The sequence below is a fragment of the Arthrobacter mangrovi genome, from assembly GCF_026011795.1.
Lineage (GTDB): Bacteria > Actinomycetota > Actinomycetes > Actinomycetales > Micrococcaceae > Crystallibacter > Crystallibacter mangrovi.
In genome coordinates, this window is record NZ_BRVS01000008.1 from 216,956 (window position 1) to 229,925 (window position 12,970).

At 69.4% G+C, this 12,970-nt stretch carries 15 protein-coding genes and 1 pseudogene; 5 read left to right on the top strand and 11 right to left on the bottom strand.

What is annotated here, in order from left to right:
* Window positions 1–38 precede the first annotated feature (38 nt).
* The 3 genes and pseudogenes from ureC to AHIS1636_RS10570 form a co-directional block, all read right to left on the bottom strand.
* The gene (gene ureC, locus AHIS1636_RS10560; RefSeq protein WP_264795774.1) at window positions 39–1,751 is read right to left on the bottom strand and encodes an urease subunit alpha; all 1,713 of its coding nucleotides are present in this window, start codon (window positions 1,749–1,751) and stop codon (window positions 39–41) included.
* A 149-nt stretch (window positions 1,752–1,900) separates the two neighbouring features.
* Window positions 1,901–2,335 (bottom strand): annotated as a pseudogene (locus AHIS1636_RS10565) (urease subunit beta); the annotation flags it as partial.
* 14 nt (window positions 2,336–2,349) lie between these two features.
* Complete coding sequence (locus AHIS1636_RS10570; RefSeq protein WP_264795775.1) at window positions 2,350–2,652, bottom strand: urease subunit gamma; 303 nt, start codon at window positions 2,650–2,652, stop codon at window positions 2,350–2,352.
* Between the two features lie 208 nt (window positions 2,653–2,860).
* On the opposite strand from AHIS1636_RS10570, the gene AHIS1636_RS10575 reads away from it, so the two are divergent.
* Window positions 2,861–3,322: an SRPBCC family protein gene (locus AHIS1636_RS10575; RefSeq protein WP_264795776.1), complete on the top strand. Its 462-nt coding sequence runs from the start codon at window positions 2,861–2,863 to the stop codon at window positions 3,320–3,322.
* An 8-nt stretch (window positions 3,323–3,330) separates the two neighbouring features.
* On the opposite strand, the gene AHIS1636_RS10580 is transcribed toward AHIS1636_RS10575, so the two are convergent.
* Both AHIS1636_RS10580 and AHIS1636_RS10585 read right to left on the bottom strand, forming a co-directional pair.
* A complete protein-coding gene (locus AHIS1636_RS10580) occupies window positions 3,331–3,564 on the bottom strand; it encodes a hypothetical protein (RefSeq protein ID WP_264795777.1) in 234 nt (77 codons plus the stop codon).
* Between the two features lie 222 nt (window positions 3,565–3,786).
* Window positions 3,787–4,857 carry an enoyl-CoA hydratase/isomerase family protein gene (locus AHIS1636_RS10585; protein WP_264795778.1) on the bottom strand — a complete coding sequence of 357 codons (1,071 nt, stop codon included), beginning with the start codon at window positions 4,855–4,857 and terminating at the stop codon, window positions 3,787–3,789.
* Between the two features lie 162 nt (window positions 4,858–5,019).
* Between AHIS1636_RS10585 and AHIS1636_RS10590 the strand changes: the two genes are divergently transcribed.
* Together AHIS1636_RS10590 and AHIS1636_RS10595 are read left to right on the top strand one after the other, a co-directional pair.
* Window positions 5,020–6,216: an MFS transporter gene (locus AHIS1636_RS10590; RefSeq protein WP_264795779.1), complete on the top strand. Its 1,197-nt coding sequence runs from the start codon at window positions 5,020–5,022 to the stop codon at window positions 6,214–6,216.
* A gap of 152 nt (window positions 6,217–6,368) precedes the next feature.
* Complete coding sequence (locus AHIS1636_RS10595; RefSeq protein ID WP_264795780.1) at window positions 6,369–6,803, top strand: DoxX family protein; 435 nt, start codon at window positions 6,369–6,371, stop codon at window positions 6,801–6,803.
* 16 nt (window positions 6,804–6,819) lie between these two features.
* Here AHIS1636_RS10595 and AHIS1636_RS10600 read toward each other — a convergent pair whose 3' ends face one another.
* Window positions 6,820–7,059 (bottom strand): hypothetical protein, encoded by a 240-nt coding sequence (locus AHIS1636_RS10600; protein ID WP_264795781.1) that lies wholly within the window; start codon window positions 7,057–7,059, stop codon window positions 6,820–6,822.
* Window positions 7,060–7,142: 83 nt separating this feature from the next.
* Between AHIS1636_RS10600 and AHIS1636_RS10605 the strand changes: the two genes are divergently transcribed.
* A complete protein-coding gene (locus AHIS1636_RS10605) occupies window positions 7,143–7,448 on the top strand; it encodes a hypothetical protein (RefSeq protein ID WP_264795782.1) in 306 nt (101 codons plus the stop codon).
* Between the two features lie 146 nt (window positions 7,449–7,594).
* Here AHIS1636_RS10605 and AHIS1636_RS10610 read toward each other — a convergent pair whose 3' ends face one another.
* The 4 genes from AHIS1636_RS10610 to AHIS1636_RS10625 are packed head-to-tail and all read right to left on the bottom strand — an operon-like array spanning window position 7,595 to window position 11,396.
* Window positions 7,595–8,389, bottom strand: a complete 795-nt coding sequence (locus AHIS1636_RS10610; RefSeq protein WP_264795783.1) for a glycosyltransferase family 2 protein — start codon at window positions 8,387–8,389, stop codon at window positions 7,595–7,597.
* Complete coding sequence (locus tag AHIS1636_RS10615) at window positions 8,382–9,761, bottom strand: bifunctional PIG-L family deacetylase/class I SAM-dependent methyltransferase (RefSeq protein ID WP_264795784.1); 1,380 nt, start codon at window positions 9,759–9,761, stop codon at window positions 8,382–8,384. Before AHIS1636_RS10615 ends, AHIS1636_RS10610 begins: the two co-directional genes overlap by 8 nt.
* Entirely contained in the window at window positions 9,755–10,780 is a 1,026-nt protein-coding gene (locus AHIS1636_RS10620; RefSeq protein ID WP_264795785.1) for an acyl-CoA dehydrogenase family protein, read from the bottom strand. Before AHIS1636_RS10620 ends, AHIS1636_RS10615 begins: the two co-directional genes overlap by 7 nt.
* Before the next feature lie 28 nt (window positions 10,781–10,808).
* Window positions 10,809–11,396, bottom strand: a complete 588-nt coding sequence (locus tag AHIS1636_RS10625) for a Dps family protein (protein ID WP_264795786.1) — start codon at window positions 11,394–11,396, stop codon at window positions 10,809–10,811.
* Between the two features lie 180 nt (window positions 11,397–11,576).
* On the opposite strand from AHIS1636_RS10625, the gene AHIS1636_RS10630 reads away from it, so the two are divergent.
* Complete coding sequence (locus AHIS1636_RS10630) at window positions 11,577–12,074, top strand: hypothetical protein (protein ID WP_264795787.1); 498 nt, start codon at window positions 11,577–11,579, stop codon at window positions 12,072–12,074.
* A gap of 15 nt (window positions 12,075–12,089) precedes the next feature.
* Here the strand turns inward: AHIS1636_RS10630 and AHIS1636_RS10635 are convergent, their stop codons facing one another.
* Complete coding sequence (locus AHIS1636_RS10635) at window positions 12,090–12,884, bottom strand: TspO-related membrane protein (protein ID WP_264795788.1); 795 nt, start codon at window positions 12,882–12,884, stop codon at window positions 12,090–12,092.
* Between the last annotated feature and the right edge of the window lie 86 nt (window positions 12,885–12,970).

Sequence of the window (12,970 nt, forward strand, 5' to 3'; positions counted from 1 at the left end):
CGGGTGCGGAGCGGGAACAGCGTCCGGAAGGGCACCGCCTAGAACAGGAAGTACCGCTGGGCCATCGGCAGCGTGCTCGATGGTTCGCAGGTTGCCACTACGCCGTCGACCGTAACGGTGTAGGTTTCAGGGTCCACCTGGATGTCCGGTGTCTCCCCGTTGAACTTCAGGTCGGATTTGGCGAGGTTCCGGATGCCGTGGGCCGGGCGGACGGTGCGGCGCAGCTGCAGCCGTTCGGGGATGCCTTCGTCGATGGCGATCTGCGGCAGGAAAGTGATCGAGGACGAGTGCACCGCACGGCCCATGGCACCAAAGTTGGGCCGCAGCGTGCGCGGCTGCGGCGTCGGGATGGAGGCGTTGGCGTCGCCCATGATGGACTGCACGATCTGCCCGCCCTTGATGATCATTTCCGGCTTGACCCCGAAGAAGGCCGGGTCCCAGAGCACCAGGTCGGCGAACTTTCCTACTTCGACGCTGCCGACCGAGTCCGCGATGCCGTGCGCGAGTGCCGGGTTGATCGTGTACTTGGCGACGTAGCGCTTGAGCCGGAAGTTGTCCCCGGTTTCGGGATCCTGCTCGAACTTGCCGCGCTGGCGCTTCATCGAATCAGCCACCTGCCAGGTGCGCAGGATGGTCTCGCCGACGCGTCCCATGGCCTGGGCATCCGAACTGGTGATCGAGAAGACGCCGAGATCGTGCAGCACGTCTTCCGCGGCGATGGTTTCCTTGCGGATGCGCGAGTCCGCAAACGCAACATCCTCGGGGATGTCCGGGTTCAGATGGTGGCAGACCATCAGCATGTCCAGATGCTCGTCGATGGTGTTGCGGGTGTACGGCAGCGTGGGATTCGTCGAGGCCGGCAGGACGTTGGGAAGCCCTGCCATCCGGATGATGTCCGGGGCGTGCCCGCCGCCGGCGCCTTCGGTATGGAAGGTGTGGATGACCCTACCGCCGATGGCCCGGATCGTGTCTTCCACGAAGCCGCATTCGTTGAGGGTGTCGGTATGGATAGCGACCTGCACATCGAACTCGTCCGCGATGCGCAGCGACATGTCGATCGAAGAGGCCGTGGCACCCCAGTCCTCATGCACCTTCAGGCCGATGGCGCCGGCCCTGATCTGCTCCGCCAGCGGTCCGCGCGCGCTGGCGTGGCCTTTGCCGAAGAGACCGATGTTGATCGGAAGGTCGTCGACTGCCTGCAGCATCCGGCCGATGTGCCAGGCGCCCGGGGTTACGGTGGTCGCCTTGCTCCCTTCGCTCGGTCCGGTCCCTCCGCCGATCAGCGTGGTGATGCCATTGGCCAGCGCCACGGGCACCTGGTCGGGGCTGACAAAGTGGATGTGGGTGTCGATCCCGCCGGCGGTGAGGATCTTGTGCTCCCCCGCAATCACGTCGGTGGAGACACCGATGGTGATGTCGACGCCGTCGGAAATGTCGGGGTTGCCGGCCTTGCCGATCTTGAAGATGTGTCCGTCGCGCAGGGCGACGTCGGCCTTGTAGATCCCGGTGTAGTCCAGCACCACGACGTTGGTGATGACGGTGTCCGGAATATCCTGGTCCCGGGTCAGCCGGCCGTTCTGGCCCATGCCGTCCCGGATCACCTTGCCGCCGCCGAAGACCGCTTCTTCGCCGTAGCGGGTGTAGTCGTGTTCGATTTCCAGCAACAGCTCCGTGTCCGCCAGCCGGATGGCATCCCCTGTGGTGGGCCCGTACATCTCGGCGTAGTGCCTGCGGCTCATTTCGAAGCTCATCGGTTGTCCTCCCCGCTGCCGGAAACCTGCTCCGCCGGTCCCCCGCCGTCGGACCCGCTGCCATCGCGGTCCGTCTCCGCGCCGTCGGGATCGGTCTGCGGCTGCGGGCCGCGCGACGGGTCCACGGGATCGCTGCCGAAGGTGGGGAGGAAGCCTTCCCGTTCCTTGCCGACGTTTGGCAGGTCGATGTCGTACGCGGCGGCGACCTCCGGCTCGTTCTCGGCGTCGATGCCGGCGGTGCCGCCGATGGCCTCCGTGTGGACGGCGGGGACGCTTTCGCCCAGCGATCCGTTGACCCGGTCCTGGAAGCCGTGAACCTCCCGATTACCGGAAATTTCCACGAGATGCACGCTGCGCGCGTCCCCCGGCTCGAACCGGACCGCAGTCCCGGCCGGGATGTCCAGGCGGAAGCCGCGGGCCGCAACCCGGTCCATGTCCAGCGCCGGATTCACCTCGGCGAAGTGGTAGTGGGAGCCGACCTGGACGGGCCGGTCGCCCCGGTTGACCACGTTCATGATCCTGGTTTCGGCGCCCTCGTTGCAGGCGATGGGCTCCTCGCGGAGGATGTACTCTCCCGGTTTCATTGGCGTGCCCTTCCTCAGCGGATCGGATGGTGGACGGTGACCAGCTTGGTGCCGTCGGGGAACGTGGCCTCGACCTGCACGTCGTGGATCATCTCGGGCACCCCCTCCATGACGTCGTCGCGGCCGAGGATGGTGGCTCCGTAGCTCATCAGGTCGGCAACGGTCCGGCCGTCCCGCGCGCCCTCGACCAGTTCGTAGGTGATCAGGGCGACTGCCTCGGGGTGGTTGAGCTTGAGGCCGCGCTGCTGCCGCCGCCGCGCCAGATCGGCGGCGACCACGATCATGAGTTTCTCGTGCTCACGGGGGGTTAAATGCATATAGAACTCCCTGGTTCGTCAGGAACAAATAGGTGTCCACCCGTTATCTACAACCGGTCAGAGACTAGACCGGGAGGCCCGTGGATATGGCAAGAGTAGCAGAGCTGGGCGAGCCTGCAACTCGGCTGCTTCGCGGCACGCCGGCGGCAGCCGGCTGCCCGCTGCGGGGGGATATCCTCGGCCGGCGGCCCGGGCCTACCATGGAGCCATGCCACGGACTGACAAGGCCTCCCGTGTGGTTGCGGCTGCGCCGGAGAGGGTGTTCGCCGCGCTCCTCGATCCGGGAGCGCTCGCAGCGTGGCTGCCGCCCGAGGGTATGGCCGGCAGGTTCGAGCGGTTCGATGCCCGGCCGGGCGGCTCCTACCGGCTGGTCCTCACCTACCCGGATGGATGGGCGGCATCGGGCAAGGCCACGGCCGACACGGACATCGTGGAAGCCCGCTTCCTCCAGATCGTGCCCGGCGTACGGGTGGTGCAGGCCGTGGATTTCGTCTCGGATGACCCGGCCTATGCCGGGACGATGACGATGACGTGGGAGGTGGCGCGGGCGGAAGGCGGGACGCGGGTGGAGATCCGGGCCGACGATGTCCCGGACGGCATTTCCGCCGCCGATCACGCCGCCGGACTCGCCTCCTCCTTGGCCAACCTAGCGGCGCATGTCGAGCGGTAGCGCCAGGATTATTCGTCGGTCGTGAAGTACCACTGCCCGTTGGAATCGGTGCAGTCGCGGACGAGAGTGGTGTCGGGCTGGTTCAGGACGGACCACTGCTTGACCTTGCAGTGCATGTAGCTGGGCTCCCAATACACGTAGGTCATTCCTGCGGCGTTGGCGGCGGTCATTCCCACTGCGGCGAGGCCGGTGGCCAGGGTCGTGGCGGCGATGGCTCGCGTCATCACGCTACGGATGGACATTGCTTCTCCGTTCGTTGTCGACAGCCAGGCTGGGACCCGACCGCCTACCATCCTAGATCACGTTTCCATAACGGCGGGCGACAGTGGGAGAAAGCGCGGCGAACGCCCCATCACATCGTCTCGGCATCACCGCTGGTCACGGGCTTGTTCGAGACGGCTTCCGCTGCAGGGACAACAGGTTTCAGCTACGGGAGTTCCAGCTACGGGGAAGGAGCGACAGGGTCATGCCTGCGGGCGACCTGCCGGCACGGTTGCGGCGGCGAGCCCCAGTTCGTCCGGGCCAAGGTCGGCGAAGTAGGCCTCGACCGTCGCGCGGTCCACGTCGGCCAGAGTGGCGGGATTCCAGCGGGGGTTCCGGTCCTTGTCGATGACCTGCGCGCGTACGCCTTCGGCAAAGTCCGGGGCGTGCAGCAGGCGGATGCCGAGCCGGTAGTCCTGGTCCAGCACCTCCTCGAGCGTCGCCATGCCGCGGGCGCGGCGGAGGGCCTCGAGCGTGAGCTTCACGGAGGTGGGCGATTTCGCGGCGAGTTCGACGGCGGCCTGAAGCGCCTTGGGTTCGCCGCTGGACTCGAGGGCCGCGAGGATCTGTTCCGCGTCGTCGTGCCGATAGCAGTCATCGATCCAACGGCGGTCCTTGGCCAGGTCCGACGGCGGGACCTCCATGCGGGCGAAGTGGGCAATGGCTTCGTCCGCGGAGGCTTCGGCGAGCGCCTCCACAAGGGCCGGCAGGTCGATGCTGTCCACGTAGTAGTCGGCCAAGCCCAGCACGATGGCGTCGGCTCCGGTGCCGGTGCCGGCGGTGAGGGCGAGGTGCGTGCCGAGTTCGCCCGGCGCGCGCGAGTAGAGGTAGCAGCCGCCGACGTCGGGGATGAAGCCGATCCGGGTTTCGGGCATGCCCACTGTGGAACGCTCGGTGACCACGCGGTGCGAGGCGTGCGCGGAGACCCCGATGCCGCCGCCGAGCACCACGCCGTCCATCAGCGACACGACAGGCTTGGGATAGCGGGAGATGTACGAGTTCATCCGATACTCGTCCTCCCAGAAGATCTCCTTGGAGGCGCCGGCCTGCACGTGCTTGTAGATGGCGACGATGTCGCCGCCTGCGCAGAGCCCCCGCTCCCCCGCACCCGAGATGAGGACGGTGGCGACGCCGTCGTCCGTCTCCCAGTCCCGGAGGGCCGCGGTAATCGCGGTGATCATGGCGTCGTTGAGGGCGTTGATCGCCTTGGGCCGGTTCAGGACGATGTGCCCGACGTGGCCGCGGCGCTGCAGCAGAATCTCGTTCGTCTCCACAGGCACAGCCTAGCGTGCCCCGCGAACCGGCACCTGCCTTCTGCGGTTGCCGGAAGGTACCGGTCTCCGGTCCTGGCCCTGCCTTCAGCGGTTGCCGGAGCGTGCCAGAATGGTGTGAGCTACGCCGCAATCGCGGCAACTACTTCGGGCGGAGGTTGGGGGATGACTGTGTCGGAGCAGACGAAGACGGTGAGGACGGCGCGGCTGGGCTTCGTGTTCCTGGGCATCGTGCTCATCGCGGTCAACCTCCGGGTGGCGTTCGTCAGCGTGGGCCCGGTCCTTTCCGACATCAGCAGCGAATTCGGCTGGTCCGCGAGCACGGCGGGACTGCTGACCGGGCTGCCGCTGATCTGCTTCGCCGTCTTCTCGCCGGCGGCGCCGGGGGTCGCCCGCCGGCTGGGCCTGGACCGGGCGCTGTGGGTCTCGCTGCTGCTCCTCCTGGTCGGCATTCTCACCCGCTCGGTTCCGGTGGAGGCGGCGGTCTGGGCCGGCACCGTGCTGATCGGAACCGGCATTGCGTTCCTGAATGTCCTGCTGCCTTCGCTGGTCAAGCGGGACCTGCCCTCGCGCGTGAGCCAAGTGACCGGGGTCTACACCGCAATCCAGGGCGCGGTGTCCGCGGTGGGAGCCGCCGTCGTCGTACCTATCGCCCAGGCCACGCCCTATGGATGGCGGCTGGCGCTGGGCGTGTGGGCGGGGCTGGCGCTGATCGCGCTGGCTGTACTGCTGCCGCATCTGCGCGCGCGGAGCGCGGGACCCAACGACGGCGGGGGCCGGGCGGTGCGCTACCGGTCGCCGTGGAAATCCGCGCTGGGCTGGCAGGTCACGCTCTTCATGGGGCTGCAGTCGCTGGCCTTCTTCGTGATGATTACCTGGCTGCCCGCGATCGAGCATGACCAGGGACTTTCGGCGATCACGTCGGGCCTGCATACGTCGGTGTGGCTGCTGGTGGGCGTGGGCGCCAGCCTGACCGCCGGCGCGGTGCTGCACCGGACGTCGGACCAGCGGCCAGTGGCGCTGGCCAGCAGCCTCCTGGCCTTCTGTGCCTACGCGGGCCTGGCCCTCGCCCCTCAGCTGTCCCTGCTCTGGGTGGTGGTCGGCGCCGCCGGGTGCGGCAGCCTCATCGTGATCGGGCTGTCGCTGTTCAGCCTGCGCACCGAGCACCACGACCAGGCGGCCGAGCTCTCCGGCATGGCGCAGTCCATCGGCTATGGCATCGCCGCAGTCGGGCCGGTGGCGTTCGGCGCGCTGCACGACGCGAGCGGCGGCTGGACCGTGCCGCTGCTGGCGGGGGCGGGCCTCATGCTGGTCCTCTGCGTGACCGCGGTGCTGTCGGGACGGAACCGTTTCATCGGCTGACCCGGGCCGCCCCTGCCGCCTGCCGGCCTCGACACGTCCGCCATTGGCCGCCACACTTTTGGTAGCACCACCCTTTGCGGACTCATGCCCGATCTGTTGCCCAAGCGGCCCTCTCCCCTGTGAACCGGTCCCCTGCGAAATGGTGAACTCCCATGAGAAATGCAGCAATGGCCACCCTGGCCCTCGCAATCCTGCGGGTGGTCCTCGGCTACATCTTCGTCATGCACGGCTGGCAGAAGTACAACGACATTGGCATCGCGGGGATGCAGGCGGGGTTCAGCCAAATGGGCGTACCCAATGCCGAGGTCTTTGCCGTGCTCGTCATCCTCCTCGAACTGGTCGGCGGCGTGCTGCTGATCGTCGGCTTCCTGTCGCGGCCCATCGCGGCCCTGCTGGCCGTGGAGATGATCGGCGCCTGGGTCCTCGTCCACGCACCGAACGGCTTCTTCGTCAACGAAAACGGCTACGAGCTGGTGCTCATCCTGGCCGCCGCCGCGCTGACGATCGCACTGGCCGGTCCGGGACGTTTCTCCCTCGACTACGCCGTGTTCGGCCGCAGGAAGTCGAAGCTGCGCGCCTTGGCCTGACCCTCGAGGACGACCGCTACCTCCGCACAGGCTGGAAGGTTGTCGCCCGGCGGAGGATCTTGACCGGCCGGTCATGCGGAACCGAGACGGCTTCGGGAATGTCCTGCAGGTGGATGTCCACGGTTTCCTTGGTGCGGCGGACGATGTAGCCGGCGAGCACCCCGGCGTGTTCGTCATCGTTGAAGCCAACTATGCTCACCGGGCGGCCCAGATCTTCCAGCCTGAGATCCGCCGCGAGCCTCTTGATGGTGGCCATCCTGGCTCCTCTAGGAGTTCTTATCGGTAGGGGAAGTCTATGCCCGGCAGTAGGCTGGGAGTACCTGCGACCAAGGAGAACACATGAGTTCACTGCTGACGCCGCTGATCACCAGCGCCGGGCTGATCGGCGGATTCCAGACCGCGCGAGCCACCAAGAACCGGCCGCTGGGCGGGGCCGTGCTCGCCGCCGCCGGAGCCGCGGCATTCACCCTGTGGAAGCGCGATGCCGGGACCGCGACCGCGTCGGCGCTGACCGCCGCGTACCTGGCCGCTTTCGGGCTGTCCCATCCGCTGGCGAAGAAAATCGGCGCGTGGCCGTCGGTCTACACCGTAACGGGGGCGACGGCGGTGCTCGCCGCGATCTTCGGCGGCCGCCGCCGCGCGTAGCGGCAGCCACGTAGCAGCATGCTGGACCGAACCCGGCGCGGGCGGGTCGGGGCCGTGCGTAGCAGCAGCCTGGACCGGAACCCGGCGCGGGTCGGCCGCGGCTTGAGCGCCCAGGTTGCGCTCGCTCCGAAGAGCCGGGCGGGTTCCTACAGGCCGGCGAGGTAGCCCGCGAACCCCGCCGGCGTCCGGCCTTGCAGCCGCCCGGAGGTGACCGCCGTCAGCCCCGGGCAGCTGCGCACGGCAGCGCCGGCGGCCCGCAGCCTGGCCACCAGCCGGACGTCTTCATGCTCGGAGACGCTCTCGAACCCGCCGGCGCCCAGGTAGGCCGAAGCCCGGACGCCCAGGTTGGCTCCGTGGATTCGGCTGTGCCGGTCCTGCCGGGTGTACTGCCGGCGCCAGCTGCCCAGCCGGACCGCGTCCAGCTCGTCCGGATCGGGTTCCACGGTTCCGAGGACGGCATCGGCTCCGGCCTGCGCCAGCGCCGCCTGGACGCTAAGCCAGTGCCCCGGGACGCGGGTGTCCGCGTCGGTACACGCGATCCAGGTGGCCTCCAAAGCCGTGGTTCCGCCGGCAAGGCCGCTCCCCAAGGCGGCGGCGGCTCCGGCGGCCCGGGCGGCGCCGACCGACCCGAACTGCGCGTCGAGGATCCTGATGCGCGGGTCGCGGGCTGCCGCCGCGTCGGCGATCCGTCCGGATGTGTCGGTGCAGCTGTCCAGCACGAGCGTGAGCGCCGCGGAGCAGCCGGGGCGGGCTTCCGCCAGCCGGTCCATCGCCACCCGAATATGCTCGATGCAGGCTCCGAGGAGTGCTTCCTCGTTCCGGACCGGGACCACCACGAGGACCTGCCCGACCGGCACGGGACCGGAAGCCGCGGGTGACGCGGTGCGCTCGGGCCGGGATTCCGGCGTCGTTCCCGGCAGGACCCCCGCAAGCTCAGCCATTGGTTTGTCCCGGCGCCTGCAGGACTTCCAGCAGGAAATCGCGTTCCCGGTGCTCGACAACCACATCCCAGCCGGTCGTGGCGCGGGCCATGGCGTGGACCGTCTCGCCGTCGAGTTCCCAGCCCATGATGGGGTTCAGCCAGTGGCAGAGCACCAGGTGGCCGCCCGGCACCAGCGTCTCCTTGGCCCGCTCCAGGAGCCGGCGCAGTTCGGCCGCCTGGAGGAAGTAGCCGATCTCCGAAACCACCACGAGGTCCAGGTCCCGGGCGGCGTCCGGCCACCCGTCCGGAAGGTCGCCGCGCAGCAGCTTCACCTGGGTGCTGCCGGCGAGCCGTTCCGCGGCGCGCTGCAGGGCGACCTCGCTGGCGTCCACGGCGGTTACCCGGCCGCAGCGCGCGGCCAGCTCCTCGGTGAGCAGGCCCAGCGAGCAGCCGGCTTCGAAGGCGTGCCGGTAGCGTTCGCGGGGCAGGGCCGCCATGGTCACCGCCCGCTTGCGCTGCTCGTACCAGCTGGAGAGGTACGACCACGGGTCTTTTTTGCGGCGGTAGAGCGAATCGAAGTCCTTGGCCGCCGTACCGGCTCCGCGCGGCGGCGGCGTCCAGCGGAAGACCTCGACGCCGCGGTCGAAGTAGGAAAGGAACCCTGGGCTCAGCAGGGCTTCGTCGCCCGGCTGCGGTGACAGCGGGCCGGTTTGGGACACGTGCGCGGCGAGGGCCTGCTGCTTGGCATCCAGCGCGGCGGGGTCCAGCGGGAGGGCGCACCAGTTGCGCCACTCCTCGTGCCCCGGCTCGGACCAGTGCCAGTACCAGATGGGGAATTCCAGCAGCCCGGCTCCGGCTTTGCGGGCCGCGCGGGCAGCCGAGCGGCCGACGGCCTCGTGGTCCGTGTGCCCGTCGTCGCGGTAGGTGGAAACGACGACGGCGTGGCGGCCGGCGGCGAGGAGTTCCGCCAGGGCGTCGTCCAGGTCCCCGGTCCGCCGGGCGACGCCGCTGTCCGGCAACCCCAGGTACCGCCAGGTCAGGGTCCCCGCGTCGGCGGTGTTCCGGGCGGCCGCCGACAGTGTGTCCATGGCCCGTCCGAATTCGGCGAGCCGCAGCTCCGCCAGCTGGTCGGGGGTGGTCGAGGGCGATTCGGGATGGGATGCCTCGCCGGCCGTGCACAGGAGGACGGCCACGTCCGCGCCGGCACACAGGGTCCGGTGCACAAGGCCCGCGCCGCCGAGCGATTCGTCATCCGGATGCGCGGCGACGACGATCAGCAGGCCGCCGCGGCCTGGCAGCGCGTGCGCGTCGAGGGGCGGCAGGGCCTCGACGCCGGCCTCCTGCCAACTCTGCTCGGGCGTGCCTGCGTCCAGATGCGAAAAGGTCACCATGAGGATCCGTCCTCCGCCAGGACCAGGCGGCCCAGGGCGGCGTCGTCGCGGGCAGCGTGATGCTGGCGGATGTAAAGCGTGAGGTCGGCGACGCGGCGGGCGTGCTCCTCGTCGAAGGCAAGCGGCCCGGGGCCGAGGGCCTGTCCGCAGATGTCGATCATGCGGGCGCAGAGCCCGGCGATTTGACCGCGCACGCGGTGGGCTGCGGCAGCCCCGGCTCGGTCCCGGTCCACGAGGCCGGCGGCGGCCTCGAGCGCTACGGCGCCGGCGGCCAGCAGCCGGTCAGCCTCGCCCAGCCATGCGAGTGCCAGTTGGTCGGGTTCGCGGCGGCGGGCGGCCGCTTCGAGGGTTCGGAACAGTCCGACGGCGCCGCCAAACCAGCAGGCGGCCACGCCGATCCCGCCCCAGGCAAAGCCCGGCCGCGTGAGGTACCAGTCGGTGCCGCCGACCGGTCGGGCCGCGGCCCGCTCGAAGCGCACGGGGCCGCTGGGCAGCTGCCGCAGCCCATGGCTGGTCCACGCGCTTTCGACCGGCCGCACGCCCTCCTGCCGCAGGTCCACGGCGAAGGCGCGGCGTCCGCCGGGCACGTGGGCGGTGAGGACGGCGGCGTCCAGTTCCCCCGCGAGGGAGCACCACGGTTTGGTGCCGGTCAGCACCCAGCCCGGCGTACCGCCGTCGTCCGTTGCCTCGAGCCGTTCAGCGGCCGACTCCGCGGCGAAGACGCCCCACGCCGTCCCGGCGGGCAGCGCTTCGCCGGCCTGGTCAAGGATGGCGGCGGCGTCCAGGTGCGGTTCAACGGTCCTGGCCGCCGCGAGGTCCGCGGCCGCCAGCGCTGCCAGCAGCTCCCACAGCGCCAGTGTCCCTCCGGCTCCCGGCAGCGGCACCGGCAGCCGGTTGCCGCGCAGCACGTCGAGCACCGGCTTCGGGTCGCCGGAGCAGTCGGCGGCGGCAGCGAGCAGGGGCCCGGCCGCGCCCCAGGCATGCTGGGCGGCGGGCCGGGCCCCGAAGGCGTGCCGCATTGGTCCTTCAGCGGACGTCACGGCAGTGCTACTTGGACTTGCCGGATTTGCTGTCCTTCTCAGTCTTGCCGGCGGCGTCCTTTTCCGTCCTGGCGCCCTCCGACTCCAGCCGGCCCTCGGAGTTTTCGAGGTGTGCGCGGATGAACCACTGGAACAGCTCCAGCTCGGCCGTCTGGCCTATCAGCAGGTCTTCGGTGATCGGATCGAGGTCCCCAACAGCTTCGATAGCCTTGCGGTGGTCCTCGACGACGCCGTTGTAGACCAGGTTCAGCGCGGCCAAGTGCTCGGCGGTGCCAGCGCGGCCGATCGAGTAGTCATCCCAGGTTCGCTCGCTGACCAGCGCGCCGGGGAGGCCGTTGGGCGAGACGCCCATGGTGGCCATGCGCTCGGCGACCGCGTCGATCATGGCGCGGACCTGCTCGATCTGGGGATCCAGCATCTCGTGGACACCGATGAAGTCCCGGCCCACGACGTTCCAGTGGGCATGCTTGAGAGTCAGCTGCAGATCGTTCAGGGCATGCAGCCGCATTTGCAGCGTCTCACCGACCTTGTAGCCGTCCTCCAGCTTCAGACCCGGTACCGTAAAGCCTGCCTTCGATCCGTTCTTCCCGGCCATCAAAAACCTCCTTACTTGGCGCTGCCGCTTCTCGGCGCGTTGTGTTCCCCAACGTAATCAGCATGCTTAGGGAAGTCCATTCGAACGGCAGACAGTCCGCTCAGCGCGAAACCCGGACCGGCAACCTGAATTGCCTCGGTTTCGCTCCATCCCCATCCGGCCGGTGCTAGATTGCGGAGCATGACGGATGGATCACCCGACGAACCTGACGCGGCGCACCAGCGGCCGGCGGGTCTTGACGACGCGACTGTGGAAGCGCTCGGCAAGCTGTCCGAGGCACTTGAGGTCGTCGAGCACGCGCGCGGCAACCTCTACGGCTTCCACCGGCTGACCGGCAAGGCTGACCTCAACCTTGGCGAGGCGGCCGAACTGCTCCGCAGAGCCGGACATTCGGACCTGGCGGACAGGATCGAAACCGAGCTCGTGGGACGCAACGTGATCGAGGGCCGCTGGACCTTCCAGATCGTGGAAGATTACGACGACGGCTACTACGCGGCGTTCAGGGAACTGGAACGGCTCGCGCGGGATGAGCTTGCCGGGGGCCGGCGCCACCTGTTCGAGGCGGAGATGAAGGAAGCGCGCCGGACCCACGGGCGGCGCCACCACGAGGCGAGGCCGCGGCAGGGACCGGGGCCGGAGGGCGAGGCCGAGCCTCGGAAAGGTCCGCGCGGCAGCTGATCCCGCTACACCGGCTTAGGTCCGCCGTCCGCGGCACAGCCGGAGGACAATGCCGGCGATGAGGACCACGGCGGCGCAGATTCCGGCAGCCACGGCCACGCCGGTTGAGACCAGCCCGCCGTCCAGCCGGCCGACGCTGATCCAGGCGAGCCCCCAGGACAGGGCCAGCGCGGGTGCCAGCCGACCGCCGCCGAACCAGGCCGTGGCCACCCCGATCAGGGCCGCGGCAGCGAGCACGGCGGACGCGAGCGCGACGGGCATACCGAAGCCGTCGAAGCCGGCGGCACCCAGGACGGCAGAGGTGTTGGCGACGGTGGCAATGGTGACCCAGCCGAAGTAGAGGCCGAAGGTTCCGTCCGTGATGATCGCGTCCGCCGGCCCATCCGGGCGGCTGCGGCCCAGCAGCACGAAGATCCGGGCCAGCACCGCCAGCAGCACCACGATGACCGCCTGGCTCAGCCCCAGCCATCCGGCCTGCACCACCCAGATCCAGGCGGCATTCAGCAGCATGGCCGCCACCGCCCAGGGCCGCAGGACCTGCTGCCGCGCGGACCTTCGCTGGGCGGGCAGCACTTGCCAGACCGAGTACACCAGCAGGCCCAGGTAGATCAGCGACCAGATCCGGAAGGCGCCCTTGGCCGGTGCCAGCGGGGTGGAATCCTCGTTCAGCCAGCCGCCGGCGGCCAGCTGGATGGGTGTCCCGCCCAGCACACCGCTGCCCAGGAAAGCGCCGATGATCGCGATCATCCCGCTGGCCAGCACCAGCACCGGGATCGCCAGACCGGTCCCGCTCCGTGTTGTGGTCTCCATGGTTCCTCCTCGGTTGGCGACCGGTCGCCCGGTGTGCTTGACTCGATCATAACCATCTCGATAATCGAGAGATAAGGCAACTGTTC

Bases quoted from the DNA above. Each gene is read 5' to 3' on its own strand.
- ureC (WP_264795774.1), bottom strand. From the start codon at position 1,751: ATGAGCTTCGAAATGAGCCGCAGGCACTACGCCGAGATGTACGGGCCC.
- AHIS1636_RS10625 (WP_264795786.1), bottom strand. From the start codon at position 11,396: ATGGCCGGGAAGAACGGATCGAAGGCAGGCTTTACGGTACCGGGTCTG.
- AHIS1636_RS10635 (WP_264795788.1), bottom strand. From the start codon at position 12,884: ATGGAGACCACAACACGGAGCGGGACCGGTCTGGCGATCCCGGTGCTG.
- AHIS1636_RS10620 (WP_264795785.1), bottom strand. From the start codon at position 10,780: ATGCGGCACGCCTTCGGGGCCCGGCCCGCCGCCCAGCATGCCTGGGGC.
- AHIS1636_RS10605 (WP_264795782.1), top strand. From the start codon at position 7,143: ATGAGTTCACTGCTGACGCCGCTGATCACCAGCGCCGGGCTGATCGGC.
- AHIS1636_RS10595 (WP_264795780.1), top strand. From the start codon at position 6,369: ATGAGAAATGCAGCAATGGCCACCCTGGCCCTCGCAATCCTGCGGGTG.
- AHIS1636_RS10610 (WP_264795783.1), bottom strand. From the start codon at position 8,389: ATGGCTGAGCTTGCGGGGGTCCTGCCGGGAACGACGCCGGAATCCCGG.
- AHIS1636_RS10570 (WP_264795775.1), bottom strand. From the start codon at position 2,652: ATGCATTTAACCCCCCGTGAGCACGAGAAACTCATGATCGTGGTCGCC.
- AHIS1636_RS10630 (WP_264795787.1), top strand. From the start codon at position 11,577: ATGACGGATGGATCACCCGACGAACCTGACGCGGCGCACCAGCGGCCG.
- AHIS1636_RS10615 (WP_264795784.1), bottom strand. From the start codon at position 9,761: ATGGTGACCTTTTCGCATCTGGACGCAGGCACGCCCGAGCAGAGTTGG.
- AHIS1636_RS10575 (WP_264795776.1), top strand. From the start codon at position 2,861: ATGCCACGGACTGACAAGGCCTCCCGTGTGGTTGCGGCTGCGCCGGAG.
- AHIS1636_RS10600 (WP_264795781.1), bottom strand. From the start codon at position 7,059: ATGGCCACCATCAAGAGGCTCGCGGCGGATCTCAGGCTGGAAGATCTG.
- AHIS1636_RS10590 (WP_264795779.1), top strand. From the start codon at position 5,020: ATGACTGTGTCGGAGCAGACGAAGACGGTGAGGACGGCGCGGCTGGGC.
- AHIS1636_RS10580 (WP_264795777.1), bottom strand. From the start codon at position 3,564: ATGTCCATCCGTAGCGTGATGACGCGAGCCATCGCCGCCACGACCCTG.